Below are 19,831 nucleotides of genomic sequence, written 5' to 3' on the forward strand. Positions count from 1 at the left end.
TCAGTCGAGCGTCAGCAGCAGGGGACGCACGCGGCGATACCGACCGCGTAGGTGTTCCGGGTGCCGGGGGTCAGGCCGCTCTTCTCGTCCACCTCACGCGCGTCCTCCGGCCGGGCGGGCCGGATCAGGGACGGGTCGGTGGCGGGTACGACGTCGATGTCCAGATCGAATGCGGTGGGGCTCATGATGGGTGACCCTTTCGCTCGCGAATTCGTAGCCGGTCGGCTACATATCGCGACAGCTAAGCACCGTCCCGGGAAGCTTTCAACCGTTGCGCAGGTGGACAACAGCAATTTTCTTTCCGAGACCTTTGCGGTCCAGAATGTTCATAACTGTTCGTTTCTCTTGACTCATTAGCGCTTACGTGCGAACTTCTTGCGCATGAAACGTTCAGTGGGGTGTGGAGTGCTGGTGTCAGCGCTCGTCGCCGGGGTCCTGTCGGTGCCGGCGGGCGCGCAGGCTGCGGGCGACCTGACGCTGCGGTCGCGGGAGTTGACGGTCACCGTGGGAGCCGAGTTCCCGCGGGTGATCAAATACGTCGAGAACGCGTCCGGACAGGCCCTCGCCGGGCGGGCCGAGGCGTTGTCAACCGTCACAATCGACGGGGTTGCGCGGACGGCACACCTGGCCGATCCGCCCACGATCAGTGGCGGCAAGGCGTCGTACAAGCTGGCCTTCGATGCGCTGCCGGGCGTGGAACTCGACGCGAGTCTGAGCCTGGCCGGTCGGGTCACGACGTTCCGGGTCGATGCTGTTCGGGACACCGAGACGAGCCGGGTCCACACGATCGACATCCCGGACCACGACCTGGTGTCGGTCGCCAGTACGGACGCCGGGGCGACGACCGCCTTCACCACGCTGGACCCGGACTCGACGCGGACCGCGGACAAGATCACGCCGGTCACCGCGACGACGCCGGCCGATGCCGCGGCGGTCGGAGCGACATACGCGTTCGTGAACACCAGCGGGCTGGCGGCGGGGATCGAGTCGAACTCGACCTACGACAAGCCGGCCGGACAGTCCGTCGACGACGGCGCCCGGTTCTGGCACCGCGCCCGGAAGGGGACCGACGGCAGTACCCGGGTCGGCGTCTGGAGTGGGCAATGGACCTACCGCGCGGACACCTCGCCGTACACGGAGCCGTTGCCCTGGGCAAAGGTTGTGGTGACGCCGGACGCGAACCAGGACGAGACGGTCGACTGGCAGGACGGCGCGATCGCGTTCCGCTCGATCATGACCGAGCCGCAGGGCGGCGACCAGGTCAAGGACCGGGTCATCACGCACATCCCGTTCAACTTCGCCAGCCAGGCGACACACCCGTTCCTGCGCACGCTGGACGACGTCAAGCGGATCTCGCTGGCGACCGACGGGCTCGGGCAGATGGCGATCCTCAAGGGGTACGGCTCCGAGGGGCACGACTCCGCGCACCCGGACTACGGCGGCAACTACAACATCCGCGCGGGCGGGCTCACCGACCTGAACACGCTGCTCAAGCAGGGCAAGAGCTGGAACGCCGGCTTCGGGGTGCACGTGAACGCGACCGAGTCCTACCCGGAGGCGAACGCCTTCAGCGAGGACCTGGTCGACAAGAGCGCCAAGGGCTGGAACTGGCTGAACCAGAGCTACTACATCAAGCAGCGCCCTGACCTTGCCTCGGGCAACATCGTCAAGCGGTTCCAGCAACTGCGCGACGAGACCGACAAGAACCTCCAAGAGCTCTACATCGACGTCTACTACCAGTCCGGCTGGCTGGCCGACGGCCTGACCCGGCAGCTCGGAACGCAGGGCTGGCAGATCGCCACCGAGTGGGCCGACCGGCACGAGCGCACCTCGCTCTGGTCGCACTGGGCCAACGACCTCGACTACGGCGGCCCGACCAACAAGGGCCTGAACTCGCAGATCATCCGGTTCGTCCGCAACCACGAGAAGGACGTCTGGAACAACGATCCGATCCTGGGCCAGGCGAGCCTGGTCGAGTTCGAGGGCTGGACCGGCGAGGTCGACTGGAACAAGTTCTACGCCAACATCTGGCAGAAGAACCTGCCGGCCAAGTTCCTTCAGCAGCAGCAGATCACCGACTGGAACAACGGCGAGATCAGCTTCACCGGCGGCGTCCGCGGTGCGGTCGTCGACGGCAAGCGGACCCTGTCCGTCGGGAGCGCGAAGGTGCTCGACGGCGACAAGTACCTGCTGCCGTGGGACGGGAACAAGAAGCTCTACCACTACAACCCGGCCGGCGGCAGCACGACCTGGCAGATCCCGGCCGCGCTGTCCTGGGCCCCGAAGTTCGGCGTCTACAAGCTGACCGACACCGGTCGCGTCCAGGTCCGCACAGTCCCGGTACGCCGGGGCGCCGTCACCCTGAACGCAGTCGCGGGCCAGCCGTACGTGCTCTACCCGATCGCCGCGCCTCACCCCAAGCCGGCGGAGTGGGGTGCCGGGACGCATCTGCAGGACCCCGGATTCAACGCCGGGAACCTGAAGGCGTGGAACTCCACGGGTGGCGCGACGATCGACACGCTGGCCAACGGGCAACACGTTGCCTCGCTCGGCACCCGCTCTTCCTCGCTGCAGCAGCGGATCACCGGGTTGACCCGCGGCAAGACCTACAGCGCCTCGGCCTGGGTTGAGGTCGAACCGGGGAAGTCCCGCCCGACCACGATCTCGGTGGACGGCGTACGGAACACTGTGGTGCGGTCGACGGCCAAGAACCAGGTGGCCTCAGACGACAAGCAGGGCGCGTATTACCAGCGGAATCGCGTGGTGTTCACCGCGAAGGGCTCGACTGCCTCGTTGAGTATCGGTGCCGCGGCCGGAGCGGCCAAGGTGCGGATCGACGACGTCCGGGTGGTCGGTACGACGAAGGTCGGCACGGAAGGCTTCGAGGACGTCGACCAGGGTTGGGGACCGTTCGTGAAGGGTGACGCCGGTGGCGTGACCGATCCGCGCACCGTGCTCGCGCGCAAGCACGCGCCCTACACGCAAGCCGGGTGGAACGGGAAGCTGGTTGACGACGTACTGGATGGTGAATGGTCGCTCAAATCCCATGAGGAGAACGAGGGACTCGTCTACCGGACCACGCCGACGACAGTGAACTTCCAGCCGGGGCACAAGTACCAGGTCAGGTTCGACTACGAGAGCGGCCGGGCCGGGCAGTACGCCTGGGTGCAGGGAGTGGATCGACCGGAATCGGTGGAGATCAAGTCGACGCCGATTGGTGAACAGCGGACGAAGGCGACGTTCGACCAGGAGTTCGTGGCCGGCTGCGGCGGCGACAACTGGGTCGGGCTGCGCAAGCTGACCGACGGTGGAGACCAGACCGACTTCATCATCGACAACTTCGCGGTCACCGATCTCGGCGCGAGCTCCGAGCCGGCCGACTGCACGTCGGTCGCGATCACCGGGACGAGCGGCCTGGTCTCGGGTGAGGCGAACACGATCACGACGTCGTTCACCAACAACGATGTCGTTGCCGCGGCCGACATCACGCTCGGCCTGACCGGCCCGGCGGGATGGTCCATCACCGCTACCTCACCGGCGACGTACACCTCCGTTGCCGCTGGGGCGACCGTGAAGACAACCTGGGATGTCACTCCGCCGGCCGGCACTGCCGAAGGAAAGTACGGGCTGACGGCAACGGGTGGTCAGTCGGTGGCAACTGCCGAGGCCAGCGTGTTGCCGCCGGGGATCGTGCCGCAGTCCAGGATCAAGGTCGCCGATGTGGACAGCGAGGACGTCGCCACCGGTGGTGCGGCAACGGCCGCGCTGGACGGGAATCCCAGCACCCTCTGGCATTCCGCGTGGTCCGAGGTGAGTACGCCGGCCGGGTTCCCGCATCACCTGACGCTCGACCTCGGATCGACGTACCAGGTGAACGGTCTCAGCTACCTGCCCCGCCAGTCGGGGACCAACGGAATGTTCAAGGGCTACGAGACCTACGTCAGCTCCGATGGCCAAACCTGGGGTTCCCCGGTCGCCACCGGCCAGTTCCCCAACTCCACCGCAGTCCAGCGGGTCGACTTCCCCACCGTCGCCGCCCGCTACGTGAAGTTCGTCGGCACCAGCTCCCTCAACGGAGCCGTCTTCGGCTCCGCCGCCGAACTCAACGTCTACGGCACCCGCTGACACCCAAGCGGCGCCCGGCGCTCCCCCGAGGGGAGCCGGGCGCCGCTGCGGTGGTGCGGGTGTCAGATCACTTGGTGATGGTGACGGAGACCGGGGCGCTGGCGGTGTTCGCGGAGACGACGCGGAACTTGTTGACGCCGGTGCGGCCGCTCTGGACCCAGACCGAGTAGGTGCTCTTCGCGGTGACCTTGGTGGTGGCCGGGAAGTTGACCCACTTGTTGTTCTCGAAGCGCTGGACCTGGACGACCGTGTTCTTGGCGATCCCGGTGGTCTTGCCGCTGAACGAAACCTTGGCCCACGCCTTCGCGGTGGCCTTGTCCGCCTTGATGGTGACCGTCTTGGCCACGGCCGGCTGGGTCGCCGCGACCGGCTTGGTCGTGGCGGCGTTGGCCTGCAGGGCGCCGGCGACACCGAAGCCGGTGGCGGCGAGAGCGAGGCCCGCGACGGTGGCGGCGGTACGACGGACGAACTGCGAACGGTTACGCATGATGTTTGTTTTCCCCTCGTTGCGCGGGCTCGTCGTGAACCCGTCACAAGAGGAGACGCCCTGACCCGGCCAGAGGTTGTGTTGCAGTTCCGTCTCAGCCGAAACCCTTGCTGAGCTAGGAGTCTGACTCGAGCGCCGGAAGGGTGAGCCGGGCCAGCGCGCCGCCGGTGGCCGCGGTACCGAAGGTGAGTTCGGCACCGAGGACCTTGGCGTGGCCGGCGGCGATGGTAAGGCCGAGACCGTGGCCGACGCCGCGCTCGGCCATCCCGGACCGGAACCGGCGGGGGCCTTCGGCAATCAACTCCTCGGGGTAACCGTTGCCGTGGTCAACGACCTCGACGACGCGACCGGTGACCGTGACCTCGATCGGCGGGCGGCCGTGCCGCAGGCCGTTGACGATCAGGTTGGCCAGGATGCGCTCGATCCGGCGGGAGTCGGTCGAGACGGTCTCGTCCTTGCCATTCAACTCGACCACCACGCTGTCCGGCGCCAGTGACTGCTGCATCCGCAACCGCCCGACCGCGGAGCCGACGAAGGCCCCGAGCCCGACGAGCTCCAGATCAGCCTGCTCGACACCAGAGTCGAAGCGAGCGATCTCCAGCAGATCCTCGACCAGGCGGCGCAGCACCTTGGCACGGTCGCGGACCAGCTCACTCGGCCGCCCGGGTGGGAGCAGCTCGGCGGCGGTGGTCAGCCCGGTGACCGGCGTACGGAGATCGTGGGCGACGTCTGCGGTGAAGCGGCGCTCCGCCTCCAGCTGACCGCGTAGTGAGCTGGCCATCGTGTCCAGCGCTGCGGCCAGCGACGCCACCTCGTCCTTGCCCTTGCCGACCGCCTCCTTCGCCGACGCGTCCAGATCACCAGCGGCGATCCGCCGCGCGGTCCCGGCGACGGCGACGATCCGCTTGGACAAGCCGCCGGCCAGGATCACGCTGACCAGCGCAACCAGACCGACAGTGCCCAGACCGCCGAGGATGAGGGCGCGCTGCAGCGCCCGCATCGACTCGTCGGTGGTCTCGTAGTCCTGCACGATCGAGAGGATCTTGCCGTCCTTGACGGTGACCGCGGCCCACATCTTCGCGTTCGGCGAACCGGTCTTGAAGGTGGCCCGCTTGCCCTCCAGCACCGCCGCCCGCAACTGCGGCGGCAGGTCCGGATCGTCCAGCTTCGACCCGAACACCGGGATCGTGGTCTGGTCGTAGCTCTGCGCCGCGAGCTGCACCCGCTCGTCGGCGAAACTCCGCGTCCGGTCCAGGCGCGCCGACTGGGCCTGCGTGTAGACCGCAACACACAGGACCAGAATGGCGAGCGCCGAGACCAGCAGGAAGATGAGCCCGAGTTTTCCCCTCAGGCCCATGTCACGCCCTGAGCTTGTATCCGAATCCGCGGACCGTTTCGATGCGGTCGGCACCGATCTTGGTCCTCAGACGCTGCAGGTGGACGTCGACGAGGCGGCCGTCGCCACCCCATTCGTAGTCCCAGACCCGCTGCAGCAGCGTGGACCGGCTGAGCACCACACCCGGGTTGTTCGCGAACTCGATCAGCAGCTTCAGCTCGGTCGGCGTCAGCTGCACGGTCGCACCACTGCGCCGCACCTCCAGCGCCTCGCGATCCAGCTCCAGGTCGCCGAACGACTCCACGCCGGAGCCGGCCGCCGGAGCCGGGCGCTCCGGGTCGGAGACCGCACGCCGCAGCACGGCCCGCAGTCTGGCCACCAGGACCTGGGTGTCGAACGGCTTGGTGACGTAGTCGTCGGCACCCGCCTCGAGCCCGAGGACGACGTCCAGCGCGTCACCGCGCGCGGACACCATCACGATCGGGACCGTGCTCGTCTCCCGGATCCGGCGGCACACCGAGATCCCGTCCAGCCCGGGCAGCATGATGTCCAGCATCACCACGTCGGGATGGATCTTCTCGAATCGCTCGATCGCCTCCAGGCCGTCCTCGGCCGTGGTGACGTCGTAGCCGTGCCGCTCGAGGGTCAACTGTGTCGCCTCACGGATCACCGCGTCGTCCTCGACCATGAGAATGCGCGCTGCCGGTTCTTCCGGTACCACCGAACTTCAGTCTCCCTTTTGGTCCGTCGAGCTCACCCTGGTCATCTGCCGACCGTCCCAACGGTAGACCTCCACCTTGCGCCCGGAGGGGCAGCAGGGCTTGTCGTCGGGCTCGAACTTCTCGGATTCGACCACCAGGTCACCCTGGGGACTAGCGTTGATCGTCGGCTGGTCCACCTTCAGGCTCCAGATCCGCCGCGGGCCGGCCGGTTCGAGCGCGATCAGGAACACGCCGAACACGAACTTTTCCAGGGCATGGATGTAGACGACCTGCTGAGGAACACCGTTGTGCATAACATCAACGGTCGGACCCTGGCTGAGGCAACGCGAAATCACCGTGCAATTCGTGAGAATCGCCCGCGCGTTCGGATCGAGGCCCTTGTCGACCAGCAAGTTTGTCCTGACCTGAGCCAGGGAGACCGTCGTCGCGGGTCCGGACCGGAACCCGGGAGTCGCCGTCGGAGAGACGGTCGGGGTCGGCGCGGTGGCGGAACCGGAATCGGCCGGCTCGGCGCCTTCGACGCGCAGGCCACTGCCGTTCCCGCAGCCGGCGAGCACGCTCAGTGCCGCCACGGCCGCGACGGCAGGGGCCAGTAGGCGCTGCATACGCATAGGGCGCCTCCTACCCTGCCTCATCGATGGTTCCCCCGGAGATTCAGACAACTACCTTCCATAGTGCTCGGCCGACGTCACATTGGACGGCCATGGACATCGAATGGCCCCGGCAGTTCCGTTGCGGTTGGGTCACAGCGGTCAGCCCGCCACGACTTTGCCGGGATTGAGCAGATTTCCCGGGTCCAGCGCGGTCTTGATCGCGCGGTGCACGTCGATCGCGACCGGGCCGATCTCCTCGGCCAGCCAGGCCCGTTTCAGGACGCCGACCCCGTGCTCACCGGTGATCGTGCCACCGAGCTCAAGGCCCACCTCCATGATTCGGTCGAACGCAAGCTGGGCCCGCTCGGCCTGACCGGGGTCGGTCGGGTCGAAGACCACCGTCGGGTGCATGTTGCCGTCACCAGCATGCCCGAGGACACCGACAGTGATGTCGAGCTCGGTGGCCAGCGCCTCCACGGCACCGATGAAGTCGGCCAGCCGGGACCGCGGGACGCAGACGTCGTCGATCATCGTCGTACCGAGTTGGTCCAGCGCGACCAGCGCGGCCCGCCGGGCCTCCAGCAGCAGCTCGCCCTCGGCCGGGTCGTCCGCCTCGATGCACTCGATCGCACCGTTGTCGCGGCACAGCTTGGCCACCGCGGCGACATCGGCCGCGCCCGCCTCGCCACCGGCATCGGACTGGGCGATCAGCATCGCGGCCGCCTCGGACGGCAGGTCCATCCGCTTGTAGGAGTTCACGGCGGCGATCGTCGTACGGTCCATGATCTCGAGCAGGCTCAGTGAGACGCCGCTGCGGATGATCTCGACGATCGCTTCGCCGGCCGCGACGCCGGAGTCGAACAGGGCCGCCATCGTGCGCGGGCGGGCGGCCTCCGGGCGCAGCGCCAGGGTCGCCTCGGTGATGATGCCGAGCGTGCCTTCGCTGCCGACGATCAGCTTGGTCAGGTCGTAGCCGGCGACACCCTTGACGGTCTTCCGGCCGGTGCGCAGGATGCGGCCGTCGGCCAGCACGACCTCGAGACCGAGCACGTAGTCCGTGGTCACGCCGTACTTGACGCAGCACAGACCGCCGGAGTTCGTCGAGAGGTTGCCGCCGATCGAGCAGAACTCCCAGCTGGACGGATCCGGCGGGTAGAACAGGCCCTGCTCAGCCACGGCACGAGACAGTACGGCGTTGTAGACGCCGGGCTGCGTGACGACGTACCGGTCGACGGGCTCGATCTCGAGGATCTTGTCCATCTTCTCCAGCGAGATGACGATGCAGCCCTCGAGCGCGTTCGCGGCGCCCGACAGCCCGGATCGCGCCCCCTGGGGAACGATCGGTACCCCGGCCGCGGCAGCGACCCGCACCGCGATCTGAACATGTGCGGTCTCCCGCGCCAGTACGACGGCAGCGGGCATCCCGGCCGGGCAGAACATGGCCCGGTCGTACCGGTAACTCTCCATCCGGTCCGGATCGGTCACCAGCGCCTCGGGCGGCAACAGCCGCCGAAGTTCTTCGACTACCTCACCCATACTGCGAGCCTAGTTGCCGAACCGCCTTTTGGCGCTGGTGCCGGTGTCAGCGGATGTACTTGGTGTAGTTCTTGCCGAGCTCCGAATAGCCGGAGCCGAAGTTCTGGTACTCCGCGCCGTAGGCCCGGAAGCTGGCGCCGTTGGCACCCCGCACCTTCGGCGTCCGGCAGGTGCGCTGGCCACGGACGACCTCGTCGTTGCCGCCGGAACTGTTGCAGTTCCACGTCCGGCCGCCGCTCTGGACCAGGAAGGCGTTGGCCTTCGCGTTGGCCGGCAACGGTGAGTCCATCCGGACCTCGGCCCAGAAGCGACCGCAGCTGTCCTTGAAGACGAAGATCCGGCCCCAGCTGGGCGGCTGATTGCCGCGCAGCATCGGTGCGTCGTCCTGGCTCACGACCGAGCAGTTGGCCGTCTCGGCGGCCTGGGCCGGTGCGGCGGCGAGCGCGATGGCGCCCACCCCGGCAAGGCCCGCAGTGCTGAGCAGAATGCCCAGAGTCCTCATGATGAAACCCTTCCTGAGCACACGCCCCGACGCGCACTCAAGAGCGCACATTACGCGAACAACCCCTGCCTTGACAGTCATTCCGGTAATCGGACGGCGACACGCCGCACGTCGCGTGTCGCCGTGACCTGTTGCCACCGGCAAGCGTTAGAGATGGCCGCGACCGGACGTCAGAGGTTGCCGCGGCGCTCCTGCTCGCGCTCGATCGCCTCGAACAGGGCCTTGAAGTTGCCCTTGCCGAAGCCCAGCGAGCCGTGCCGCTCGATCAGTTCGTAGAACACCGTCGGCCGGTCGCCGAGCGGCTTCATGAAGATCTGCAGCAGGTAGCCGTCCTCGTCGCGGTCGACCAGGATCTTGCGCGCCTGCAGCTCCTCGATCGGCGCCCGCACGTGGCCGATCCGCTCCCGCAGCTCCGGGTCCTCGTAGTAGGAGTCCGGCGTGTTCAGGAACTCGACGCCGTTGGCCCGCATGATGTCCACGGTGCGCAGGATGTCGTTGGTGGCCAGGGCGATGTGCTGCGCGCCGGCGCCGTCGTAGAACTCCAGGAACTCGTCGATCTGCGACTTCTTCTTCGCGATCGCCGGCTCGTTCAGCGGGAACTTGACCCGGTGGTTGCCGTTGGCCACCACCTTGCTCATCAGCGCCGAGTAGTCGGTGGCGATGTCGTCGCCGACGAACTCCGCCATGTTCACGAAGCCCATCACCTTGTTGTAGAACGTCACCCACTCGTCCATCAGGCCGAGCTCGACGTTGCCGACGACATGGTCGATGGCCTGGAACAGCCGCTTCGGGTGGCCTTCCGGCCGCTGCACCTGGGTCTCGGCCGCGACGAAGCCGGGCAGGTAGGGACCGTTGTACTTGCTGCGGTCGATCAGCGTGTGCCGCGTGTCGCCGTACGCCGCGATGGCGGCCCGGCGGATGGTGCCGTGCTCGTCGCTGATGTCGTTCGGCTCCTCGAGCACGGTCGCGCCCTGCTCGCGGGCGTGCTTGATGCACTTGTCCACGTCCGGCACCTCGAGCGCGATGTCGGAGACACCGTCACCGTGCTTGCGGTGGTGGTCGTTGAGCGGGCTGTCCGGGGTGACGCCGCCGGTGATGACGAAGCGCCCCGAGCCGGCCTTGAGAACGAAGGCCTTGTGGTCCTTGGTGCCGTGCTCCGGACCGGTGTACGCGACCAGGTCCATCCCGAAGGCGAGCTGGTAGTACTTCGCGGTCTGGGTGGCGTTGCCGACCACGAACACCACGGCGTCCATCGCGGTCACCGGGAACGGGTCGGTGCTCTCGTCGTACGGCACCAGGCCGACGAGCTGCTTGAGCTGGTCGAGGTCGAGATCGGCGTCGAGCTCTGCGGGGGTGAGGTCGGTGCTGGTCATCGGTGGGCTCCTCCAGGATCGGATCAGTAGGCCGATCCTGGGTGGAGGCATGCAGGTTGCGCAACAGTTTGTTGTTTCACTGTGCAGGTTGCGCAGTATGCTGCGAGCACTGCTGGCCGCGTCGGTCAGTCTGACCATTGCGGGAGACGACATGTCGGTCGATGCGCTGGACGCCCAGATCCTCGAACTGTTCGCGGCCGAGCCGCGGGTCGGCGTACTGGAGGCGTCCCGTCGCCTCGGCGTCGCCCGCGGCACCGTCCAGGCCCGCCTCGACCGCCTGCACCGCGAAGGCGTCGTCCGCGGCTGGGGCCCCGACATCGACACCACCGCCATCGGCTACCCCGTGACCGCCTTCGCCACCCTCCAGATCGAGCAAGGCTCCGGCCACACGACAGTCGCCGCCGCCCTCGCCCGCATCCCCGAGGTCCTCGAAGTGCACACCATCACCGGCGCCGAAGACCTCTGGTGCCGCATCGTCGCCCGCTCCAACGCCGACCTCCAACGCGTCATCGACCAGGTAGTCATCGTCCAAGGCATCCAACGAGCCTCAACCGTCATCGCCCTGGCCGAACAAATCCCCCACCGCGTCCTCCCCCTCGTCAACGCCGCCACCCGCCCCACCACCTGACGCACCTCACCGGCTCCCGCCGTACCCTCCTTTCCCTGCCCGGCAATTTGGACGGAGATCCCCTGAATGTGCCCCTTCTCCCCTCGAAATTTCAACGGAGAAGGGACAACTTGAAGGGAGATCCCCTCAAATGCACCACGACGGGACGGGGCCGACGCGGGAGGGGCGAGGCGAGTGGATGGCGACGCGGAGCGAGAGTGGTGAGTGCGCTCGGCGGGCGACGTACCGGGTTGGCGACGCGAGTGGGTGGTGAACCGGAGCGAGGTCGGGCGCGCTCAGCGGGCGACGTACCGGGTCGGCAACACGAGTGGGTGGTGAACCGGAGCGAGGTCGGGCGCGCTCAGCGGGCGACGTACCGAGTGGGTGGGTGACGCGGAGCAGGGGGCGGGCGGGTCAGGCGAGGCGTTTGGCTACTTCTACGGCGGCGCGGGCTACGCGGGGGCCGACGAAGTCGCGGTCCAGTTTGCCGAGGACTACTACGCCGATGGAGGCTTCGACGCCGGGCACGCCCAGGACGGGCGAGGAGACGCCTTGGGCGCCGGCTTGGAGTTCGCCGGAGGTGACGACGAAGGGGCGGCCGGCGGGGTCGGGCTTGCGGCGGCCGGCCAGGATCGCCTTGCCGGCGGCGCCTTGGTCGAGGGCGTGCCGGGAACCCATCCGGTAGGAGACGTGGAAGTCCGTCCAGGAGGGTTCGATGACGGCGATGGCCAGGGCTTCGTCACCGTCTGCGACCGTCAGGTGCGCGGTGGCGCCGGTGTCTTCGGCCAGCGAGCGCAGGACCGGGAGCGCGGCGTCACGCAGCGTGGGCTGGACACGGCGGCTGTAGTGCAGGACGGCGAGGCCCAACCGGGCCCGGCCCTCGCTGTCGCGGCGCACCAGGCGGTGCAGCTCGAGGGTGTTCACCAAGCGGTAGACGACGGTCCGGCTGACACGCAGCGCGGCGGCCAGCTCGGTGATCGAGAGACCGTCCGGTGCGTCCGCCAGCAACTCGAGGACGGTCAGTCCCCGGTCGAGCGTCTGGGAGGTCTCTGCGGGCACGCGGCAAGCGTATCCGCATTTCGTGCAGTACTCACGGGAGTGTCCTGAGTCGAGGGTTCGGTGAGTGCCGGAGGTGTCCAGGTGCGTGCATCGCAAGGCGGAGAAGGGTCCTCGATGCGGGGTTCATCGTGGACGCTTCTCCAACGCCGCGAGGTGCGTGCCTGGGCGCCTCCGGTGCCATCGAACCTCCGACTCAGGACACCAAATTTTCAGGCGCGGCCCGGTGGGCCCGTATCTTGCTGCCGTGCGAAATTACTGGGCGCTTCTCCCCGCGATCGCCGTCATCGTCGGGCTGATCCTGCTCTACGCGATCCCGACCCTGATCAACCCGCAATGGACCAAGACCGTCCTGAACCTGTTCCGCCAGTACCCCGAGGACGAACAGGCCGACGCCGAGACCGGCCGGCCCGCCGGAGTACTCGGTCCGCAGCAGATCAGGTCGCGGCGGATGCTGGCCGGGCTGCTGGTGGTCGGCGCGCTCGCACTGATCGGGTTCAACATCGAGCTGAACCGCGAGTCCAACGCCTGCTATACGGCGGCCCGCGCGTTCGGCGCCGTCGACGGCAAGGCGGCCGACGACCCGTGCATCTCGATGATCTACGGAACGTTCATCGGCGACGGCACCGGTCCGTCGTTCGAGGACAAGCAGCAGCCGGTCCCGTCGTACCAGCTCGTGCACAAGAAGCACCCGACGTACCTGCGCTGGATCCAGAACCCACCGGAGTACGACGACAACAACCTGCTGATCGGTACCTCGCTCGACTGCGCGATGGACCTGCGCGTGATCGAGGAGTCCGACCGGATCACTGTGGTCGTCGACACCGATTCGCCCTGTACGGCGGACGACAGCGTCTCGCTGACCGCGGTCCGGCTCAAGCAGCCGGTGGGCAGCCGCAAGCTCGTCACGGTCGGCGGCAAGGAGATGCAGCAGATCGACCCGGACGTCGCCTCCTGGCCGAAGGTCCTCGGCAAGCTGATGACCGGCGGCTAACTCAGCGCGGTTCAACTCAGCGCACGGACCTCGGAGTCGTAGACGCGGAAGGGCCGGTTCCGGGCCAGCAGGATGAGCAGGCCGGTGATGCAGACCGCGGCACCGCCGAGCAGGGCGATGGTCGGCGTGGTGAGCGAGGCCGTCGTACCGGCGACGAAGTCTCCGAGCCTTGGTCCACCCGCGACGACCACGATGAACACGCCTTGCAGGCGGCCGCGCATCGCGTCCGGGGCCGCTGATTGCAGCACGGTGTTCCGGTAGGCCGAGCTGACCATGTCGGCCGCACCCGACAACGCGAGCAGCGCGACACCGAGCCAGATCGTGCGGGCCAGGCCGAACAACCCCACAGCTGTCGCGTACGCCGTGATTGCCACGACGATCGCGATTCCCTGCCGCCGGACCCGGGTGACCCAGCCGGAGAACAGCACCCCGATCAGCGCGCCGATCGCCGGAGCCGCCTGCAGCAGGCCGACCGTCCGCACTCCGCCGGCGAAGAACGCGCCCGCGACCGCCGGGAACAACGCTCGCGGCTGGGCGAACACCATCGCGAAGATGTCGGCGAGGAACGTCGCCAGCAGCGCCGGCGCGGCCCGCAAGAACGTGAACCCCTCAAGGACCGACCGCAGCCCAGCCCGCCGTACCAGCCCGGTCGGCGGCACCGACGGGAGCCGGAAGAGTGCGTAGAGCGCCGCGGTGAACGTGATCACGTCGACCAGGTACGCCGCTGCGAAGCCGTGCCAGGCGATCACCGCCGCCCCGAGCAGCGGGCCGGCGGTGAAGCCCAGGTTGAACGCGGCCTGGCTGAGCGTGTTCGCGGCCGGAAGGAGTTCCGGCCGGATCAGTCGCGGGATGATCGCTGCCCGCGCAGGGTTGTTGACGGCGAAACACGCCGACTGGCAGGCGACGACGGCGTACAGGACCCAGGTCTGGTTCCACTTCAGCTGGGACTGCACGACCAGGATCATCGAGAGCAGCCAGAGCCCGCTCGACGAGATCAGGGCCAGCATCCGGCGGTCGATCGCGTCGGCCATCGCGCCGCCGTACAGGCCGAAGACGACCAGCGGGACCAGCGAGCACAACCCCACCAGGCCGACCGCGAACGTCGAGTGCGTGAGCGCGTACACCTGGATCGACACGGTCACCGCAGTCATCTGCTGACCGAGCTGCGACACCGTCGACCCGATCCACAACCGGCGGAAATCGGCGGACTCCCGGAGCGGCCGGATATCGGTGAGGAGTGGCACAAATCCTCATGTTAGACCCGCGGGAAGGTGGCGTGCTCCAACGATTGACCCGGCGTCAGGCCGAGACCGTCGGTGACGACGTGGCCGCCGCCGGTGTACTCGGTGTCGGCGTCGATGAAGATCGTGACGTGCGCGATCCGCGGGTCGTCGGTGAGGTTGGGGGTCGCGGAGTGCGCGAGGTAGGCGTTGTGGAAGGTGCAGTCGCCGGCGCGCAGCGGGATGGTCAGCCGCTCTCCCCAGCGCAGATCCGGGGCGACCCGGAACAGGTCGTCGCGGTCGGCCAGGTCCTGGGCGCGCAGCCCCTGGTGGTCGTGCGAACCGGGGATGAAGGTCATGCAGCCGCGCTCGACCGGTACGTCGACCAGCGCCACCCAGGCTGAGAGCGCGTGCCGCGAACCGGCATGCGGCCAGTACGGCGCGTCCTGGTGGAACTCGGTTGCCGCGCCATTGTGCGGCGGTTTGATCAACAGGTGGTCGTGCCAGATCCGCAGCGGTACGCCGGCTAGCGCGGTCGCGGCGGCGGCGAGGTTGGGATGGAGGGTGAGTTCACGCAGTACGTCGTTCTGCTGCCAGACGTTGACGTATTGGTTGAAGATCGTCGACCCGCCGGCGTAGTCGCTCGCGATCCCGCTCTCCGCGATGGCCGCGTCCCGGAACCGGGCCGCCTCCTCGGCCGTAATGATGTTACGTAACCTCGTTACACCATTCCGGCGGTAGGCGGAAATGGTCTCTGCGTCGACGATCGTGGTGGGCGTAGGCTCGGTGGTGGTCATCTGCCGGCTCCTCGGAAGCTGTTGTCAGCAAGGCGTATCCAGCCTCGCCGCTCAGCCCTCCAGGGCACCAGGCGATCCCGCACCATTCCTTGACCAGAAATGACCTCGGATGCACAAGATCCTCAGCAGTGAAGTCTTCCCCGACGAGCGGCTGCCCGTGGCCGAGGAACTGCTGTCGCTGACGGCAGACGTCGCGCCACACAGCCACGCCTTCTTCGAGATCGCAGTCGTCGTCGCAGGCACCGGCGTACATGTGTCTGCGGATGGGTCCCGGCCGTTGGCTACCGGTTCGGTGGTGGTACTGCGCCCGGGGCAGTGGCACGGGTACTCGGAGTGCGCCGGGTTGGTCGTCCGGAATGCCTATCTGGGCACAGACATTTTCGGATTACTCTCCGGCGCCACCGAGCGCGCTGCGGCGCACCCCGCTGTCCAGCATGCGATGCGGTTGCTCGAGACCGATCTCGCCTCCGCCTGGACCCTCGACCGGCTGGCCGCCGCCGTGAACCTCGCCCCCGGCTACCTGGTCCGCCTCTTCGGCCGGAGCGTCTCGGTGTCCCCAATGGCTTACCTGCAGCGGATCCGAGCCGAGCGCGCGGCCGGCCTGCTGATCGAGAGCGAGCTCCCGATCGCCACCATCGGCGCGCTCGTCGGCTGGCCCGACCCCAGCCACGCCACCCGCCGCTTCCGGGCCCATTTCGGTCTGAGTCCAACCCGCTACCGAGAGGCATTTCGGCCCTAGGTCAAGATGTCCCTGTGACTTCTGTGCGCACGCCTGACCCGAACCCCGGCTGGCTGTCCGACCTGGCCCTGCAGGAGACCCGTTCCCGGGTCCCGATCCTCTACGTCGAGGCCGTCCCGGCCCGCGTCGACGCGACCGGTCATATCGAGCACGTCGGTGTCCTGCTCCGCGGCTCGACCCAGACCAACCAGATCGTCCGGACGCTGGTCTCCGGCCGGGTGTTCCACGGCGAGACGATCCGGGACGCCCTGCAGCGCAACATCGAGAAGGACCTCGGCCCGGCCGCGTTCCCGCGCCTCCCGGTCAGCCCGGTGCCCTTCACGGTCGCCGAGTACTTCCCGCTCCCGGGGCTCACGCCGCTGCACGACCCCCGTCAGCATGCGGTCGCGCTGGTGTACGTCGTACCGGTGACCGGCGAGTGCAACCCGCGCCAGGACGCCCTCGAGCTCACCTGGCTGACCCCGGAAGAGGCGCTCTCCCCCTCGCTCCTGGCAGACCTCGAAGGCGGCCGTGGCCAGCTCCTGAAGCAGGCCCTCGCCTGGTCCGGCGTACTGATCTAACGTCCGAAGGTCCGCAGTACCTGGTCGGCGTGTTTTCGGACGTTAGCGAATTACCAGGGGAGTTGACCGGCCTCGTCGTGGACCTGGCCGGTGGGGCCGTCTGCGCCGAGAGTGGCTAGGCGGACGGCTACGGCGGCGCCTTGGGCCGGGGTGCGCGCGGCCTGCCAGCCGCCCATGTCGGTTGCGCAGTTGCCGGGGTCGGCGGCGTTGACCAGGATGCCGGTACCGCGGAGTTCGTTGGCGAGCATGACGGTGACCATGTTCACCGCCGCCTTGGTCGCGTTGTAGGCGAGCGTGCGCCTGGACGCGAACCGCGACTCCGGGTCGCCGACCAGCGTGAACGACGCCAGCGAGGTCGACAGGTTGACCACGCGCGCCTGCTCCGCCTTCCGCAGCAGCGGCAACATCGCCTGCGTCACCGCGACCAGGCCGACCACATTCGTGTCGAACCCATCCCGCAGTACGGCGGCCTCGATCTCCGCCACCCCGGCATCCCCGACCGGGATGATCGCCGCGTTGTTGACCAGTACGTCGAGCCGCCCGTACTCCTGCGCGATCGTGTCCGCCGCAGCCTGCACGGACTCGGGGTCGGTCACCTCGAGCTGGATCGCGACCGCACCCTCCAGCTCCGCGGCCGCCTGCTGACCACGACCGAGGTCCCGCGAGCCGACCAGCACCCGGTACCCGGCCTCGCCGAGCTGCCGCGCGATCTCCTTGCCGATGCCCTTGTTGGCGCCCGTGACGAGCGCAATCTTGTTCTCAGTCATGGCTCTCAGACTGGTGCGAGATTTTCGCGGCCGGCAGAGCGAGCCGACCCTGGGACCGGCAGTCCCTGTTTGGCGTTCGCACCGCCTGCGACCATGGTCAGGTGGATCGAGGACAGCTGGCAGAGTTCCTCCGGGTACGGCGTGAGCGCCTCACCCCGGCCGATGTCGGCCTCCCCGCAGGCCTACGCCGCCGTACGCCGGGCCTGCGCCGCGAGGAGGTCGCCACCCTCGCCACCATGTCCACCGACTACTACACCCGCCTCGAACAGGCCCGCGCCCCACGCCCGTCCCGCCCGGTCCTCACCGGCCTGGCCCGCGCCCTCCGCCTGAACGACGACGAACGCGCCCACCTCTTCCGCCTGGCCGGCGAACAACCCGGCCCACCCCCGGGCCCACCCTCCGACGTCCGCGACGGCATCCTCCGGATGATCGCCCGCCTCGACGTCCCCGGCATCGTCCTCGACGCGAAGTACGACGTACTGGCCTGGAACCGGCAGGCGACCGCCCTCCTCGCCGACTTCTCCGCCCTCCCGGTGAAGGAACGCAACCTGCTCCGGCAACGCTTCCTGCACGGCGAGTCTGCTCGCTTCTCCCCCGAAGCCACCCACGCCTTCGCCCGCGAAGCCGCCGCCGACCTCCGCGCCGCCTCCGCCACCTACCCCGACGACCCCACCATTACGGCGTTGATCGCCGACCTCCTCGCCGGCAGCCCCGAGTTCGCCGACATCTGGTCCCAGCACGAGGTAGCCCGCCAGCAAACCCTCTGCCAAACCATCCTCCACCCCGAAGTCGGCCGCATCGACGTCATCTGCGAGATCCTCCTCGTCCCCGACCGCAACCAACGCGTAGTCCTCTACACCGCCGACCCCGGCTCCCCCTCAGACCAGGCCCTCCGGTTATTGGATGTCATCGGCACCCAGTCGCTGGCGTGATGATCCCCCTCGCGACCTGACTACGCCCGCTCCTTCGTCGCGTGCTGCGCAGGCCGCCCCACCCGCCCCTCGAGGCTCGCAACGCTCGCTGAACTTGCTCGCTCCGCTCGCGCGCGACCGCGGGTGGTCGGCGGGTGCTGTCGATCCGGTGGCTGACCGTGGTGGACGTTCCCGGCCCGCTTACACGGACCGCAGCGCTTCTTCGAGATCTGTCACGAGTCCCTCGGCCGGGAACGCACGGCGCAGCTCCTGGTCCAGCTCGCTCGCAACCATCCGCAGATGTGGTTTGGACTGCCGCCCGTCCTTGAGACCCTGCGTGGCCAAGGTGACGGCACCCTCGAGGTCGCCCTCACGTCCCGCGATGAAGCCGAGGATGATGCGGCTCTCGGCAACCCGCATCGGGCTCAGCTCGGTTCCGTCCGGGGCGATGTTGTCGTGAATGACGGCCGCGGCATACTCCTTGGCCTGCTGGTTGTCGCGTGCGACGCGGTGTACGTCGGCCGCGTAGTAGTCCCACTTGGCGGGGTCGACCTTGAAGTGACTGTCCGGCCGATCCGGGTACGGAAGGCGTGTCAGTAACTCGCGCCCCTTCTCCAGCAGGGGGTCCAAGCCGGATTCGCCCAGCCGCGCCCGCGCCTTCGCCTCCTGCGCGATGAGCTGCACGTGCACACAGGAGTTCTGGGCGACCTCTTGGCCACGCCGTGACGCGTCGGCAGCCTGACGGAACCTCCCCTGGGTGAGGGCGAACCAGGCCGTCATCTCATGGCCCCATCCGACGATCTCGGGGTGGCCGGCCTCAGAACCGAGCTGCATGGCTGCGATCCTGGTCGACTCTGCGGCGGTGCCCATCCCCAAGTCGTACTCGACACACCCCGCAAGGAGCGCGAGCCATCCGCCCGCGACCAACAGATCCTGATGGGCCTTGAGGCCGACGGGCCGCTTCAGCATCCCGTCGACATGCGCCAGCCATTCGTGCGCTTCCTGGCGGAGCTCCAACGCGTCACGGCGGTTGTACTGGCAGCACAGCTCCTCGACAGTGGAGTGCAGGGCATCAATCGTGTGCGCTGTGGTGTCGGACGCCTGCAGACGCTGCACGAGCTCGGCAGTCTGCCAGGGCGTCTCGTTGAGCTTTGCCGCGACATCCTGGCGCGCAGCCGCGATCAACTCGCCCTTGGCCCGTAGCGCGGCGTCACAGGCTCTGGCCAGATCTTCCGTAGGCGGCTTTCGGCCGTTCTCGATGTTCGACAGGTAGCTACGGCTGTAGTGAGTGGACCGCTGCAGGTCCGCGAGCGACCAACCGCGGTGGTCGCGGTACTCCCTCAGGCGGTCTCCGAAGCTCACACCATCAAGTGTCCGTCATCTTTTGTATCCCTGTCTCCTCGTCCCGAGGGATACGCAGGAGTCATCGCTCTACGCCCATGTGACGGCGATGCTTCAGAGCATGAACACGGACACGGGGCCACGGACTGAAGCTGAGTGGGGCGA

19 protein-coding genes are annotated in these 19,831 nt (G+C 68.1%); 6 read left to right on the plus strand and 13 right to left on the minus strand.

The window, feature by feature from the left end; all coding sequences use genetic code 11:
* Positions 1 to 11: 11 nt before the first annotated feature.
* Positions 12 to 185: a hypothetical protein gene (locus ACIA49_RS03095; protein WP_396375420.1), complete on the minus strand. Its 174-nt coding sequence runs from the start codon at positions 183 to 185 to the stop codon at positions 12 to 14.
* A 196-nt stretch (positions 186 to 381) separates the two neighbouring features.
* Between ACIA49_RS03095 and ACIA49_RS03100 the strand changes: the two genes are divergently transcribed.
* Entirely contained in the window at positions 382 to 4,125 is a 3,744-nt protein-coding gene (locus ACIA49_RS03100) for an endo-alpha-N-acetylgalactosaminidase family protein (RefSeq protein WP_396375421.1), read from the plus strand.
* Between the two features lie 67 nt (positions 4,126 to 4,192).
* On the opposite strand, the gene ACIA49_RS03105 is transcribed toward ACIA49_RS03100, so the two are convergent.
* From ACIA49_RS03105 to hppD, 7 genes are all read right to left on the minus strand, one after another.
* On the minus strand, positions 4,193 to 4,612 hold the full coding sequence (locus tag ACIA49_RS03105) for a hypothetical protein (protein WP_396375422.1): 420 nt from the start codon (positions 4,610 to 4,612) through the stop codon (positions 4,193 to 4,195).
* A 115-nt stretch (positions 4,613 to 4,727) separates the two neighbouring features.
* A complete protein-coding gene (locus ACIA49_RS03110; RefSeq protein ID WP_396375423.1) occupies positions 4,728 to 5,969 on the minus strand; it encodes an ATP-binding protein in 1,242 nt (413 codons plus the stop codon).
* Position 5,970: 1 nt separating this feature from the next.
* Complete coding sequence (gene cseB, locus ACIA49_RS03115; RefSeq protein WP_132409936.1) at positions 5,971 to 6,669, minus strand: two-component system response regulator CseB; 699 nt, start codon at positions 6,667 to 6,669, stop codon at positions 5,971 to 5,973.
* A 6-nt stretch (positions 6,670 to 6,675) separates the two neighbouring features.
* Positions 6,676 to 7,281 (minus strand): hypothetical protein, encoded by a 606-nt coding sequence (locus tag ACIA49_RS03120; RefSeq protein ID WP_396375424.1) that lies wholly within the window; start codon positions 7,279 to 7,281, stop codon positions 6,676 to 6,678.
* 141 nt (positions 7,282 to 7,422) lie between these two features.
* Positions 7,423 to 8,799: an FAD-binding oxidoreductase gene (locus ACIA49_RS03125; protein WP_396375425.1), complete on the minus strand. Its 1,377-nt coding sequence runs from the start codon at positions 8,797 to 8,799 to the stop codon at positions 7,423 to 7,425.
* Positions 8,800 to 8,845: 46 nt separating this feature from the next.
* Positions 8,846 to 9,301, minus strand: a complete 456-nt coding sequence (locus ACIA49_RS03130) for a hypothetical protein (protein ID WP_396375426.1) — start codon at positions 9,299 to 9,301, stop codon at positions 8,846 to 8,848.
* A 170-nt stretch (positions 9,302 to 9,471) separates the two neighbouring features.
* Complete coding sequence (gene hppD, locus ACIA49_RS03135; protein WP_396375427.1) at positions 9,472 to 10,674, minus strand: 4-hydroxyphenylpyruvate dioxygenase; 1,203 nt, start codon at positions 10,672 to 10,674, stop codon at positions 9,472 to 9,474.
* Positions 10,675 to 10,771: 97 nt separating this feature from the next.
* Between hppD and ACIA49_RS03140 the strand changes: the two genes are divergently transcribed.
* Positions 10,772 to 11,302 carry an Lrp/AsnC family transcriptional regulator gene (locus tag ACIA49_RS03140; RefSeq protein ID WP_396375428.1) on the plus strand — a complete coding sequence of 177 codons (531 nt, stop codon included), beginning with the start codon at positions 10,772 to 10,774 and terminating at the stop codon, positions 11,300 to 11,302.
* Between the two features lie 393 nt (positions 11,303 to 11,695).
* On the opposite strand, the gene ACIA49_RS03145 is transcribed toward ACIA49_RS03140, so the two are convergent.
* Positions 11,696 to 12,340: an IclR family transcriptional regulator gene (locus ACIA49_RS03145; protein ID WP_132409924.1), complete on the minus strand. Its 645-nt coding sequence runs from the start codon at positions 12,338 to 12,340 to the stop codon at positions 11,696 to 11,698.
* 244 nt (positions 12,341 to 12,584) lie between these two features.
* Between ACIA49_RS03145 and ACIA49_RS03150 the strand changes: the two genes are divergently transcribed.
* Positions 12,585 to 13,331, plus strand: a complete 747-nt coding sequence (locus ACIA49_RS03150; RefSeq protein WP_396375429.1) for a hypothetical protein — start codon at positions 12,585 to 12,587, stop codon at positions 13,329 to 13,331.
* A gap of 11 nt (positions 13,332 to 13,342) precedes the next feature.
* On the opposite strand, the gene ACIA49_RS03155 is transcribed toward ACIA49_RS03150, so the two are convergent.
* A complete protein-coding gene (locus tag ACIA49_RS03155; RefSeq protein ID WP_396375430.1) occupies positions 13,343 to 14,575 on the minus strand; it encodes an MFS transporter in 1,233 nt (410 codons plus the stop codon).
* An 11-nt stretch (positions 14,576 to 14,586) separates the two neighbouring features.
* On the minus strand, positions 14,587 to 15,348 hold the full coding sequence (locus tag ACIA49_RS03160; RefSeq protein ID WP_396375431.1) for a phytanoyl-CoA dioxygenase family protein: 762 nt from the start codon (positions 15,346 to 15,348) through the stop codon (positions 14,587 to 14,589).
* 109 nt (positions 15,349 to 15,457) lie between these two features.
* Here ACIA49_RS03160 and ACIA49_RS03165 point away from each other — a divergent pair, with 109 nt between their 5' ends.
* Positions 15,458 to 16,087, plus strand: a complete 630-nt coding sequence (locus ACIA49_RS03165) for a helix-turn-helix domain-containing protein (RefSeq protein WP_396375432.1) — start codon at positions 15,458 to 15,460, stop codon at positions 16,085 to 16,087.
* Positions 16,088 to 16,101: 14 nt separating this feature from the next.
* The gene (locus tag ACIA49_RS03170) at positions 16,102 to 16,647 is read left to right on the plus strand and encodes an NUDIX hydrolase family protein (protein ID WP_396375433.1); all 546 of its coding nucleotides are present in this window, start codon (positions 16,102 to 16,104) and stop codon (positions 16,645 to 16,647) included.
* A gap of 50 nt (positions 16,648 to 16,697) precedes the next feature.
* Here the strand turns inward: ACIA49_RS03170 and ACIA49_RS03175 are convergent, their stop codons facing one another.
* Positions 16,698 to 17,414 (minus strand): SDR family oxidoreductase, encoded by a 717-nt coding sequence (locus ACIA49_RS03175; protein ID WP_396375434.1) that lies wholly within the window; start codon positions 17,412 to 17,414, stop codon positions 16,698 to 16,700.
* Positions 17,415 to 17,515: 101 nt separating this feature from the next.
* Here ACIA49_RS03175 and ACIA49_RS03180 point away from each other — a divergent pair, with 101 nt between their 5' ends.
* Positions 17,516 to 18,346, plus strand: a complete 831-nt coding sequence (locus ACIA49_RS03180; protein WP_396375435.1) for a helix-turn-helix transcriptional regulator — start codon at positions 17,516 to 17,518, stop codon at positions 18,344 to 18,346.
* A 180-nt stretch (positions 18,347 to 18,526) separates the two neighbouring features.
* On the opposite strand, the gene ACIA49_RS03185 is transcribed toward ACIA49_RS03180, so the two are convergent.
* Positions 18,527 to 19,687, minus strand: a complete 1,161-nt coding sequence (locus ACIA49_RS03185; RefSeq protein ID WP_396375436.1) for a helix-turn-helix transcriptional regulator — start codon at positions 19,685 to 19,687, stop codon at positions 18,527 to 18,529.
* Between the last annotated feature and the right edge of the window lie 144 nt (positions 19,688 to 19,831).

The organism is Kribbella sp. NPDC051587, from assembly GCF_044453945.1.
Lineage (GTDB): Bacteria > Actinomycetota > Actinomycetes > Propionibacteriales > Kribbellaceae > Kribbella.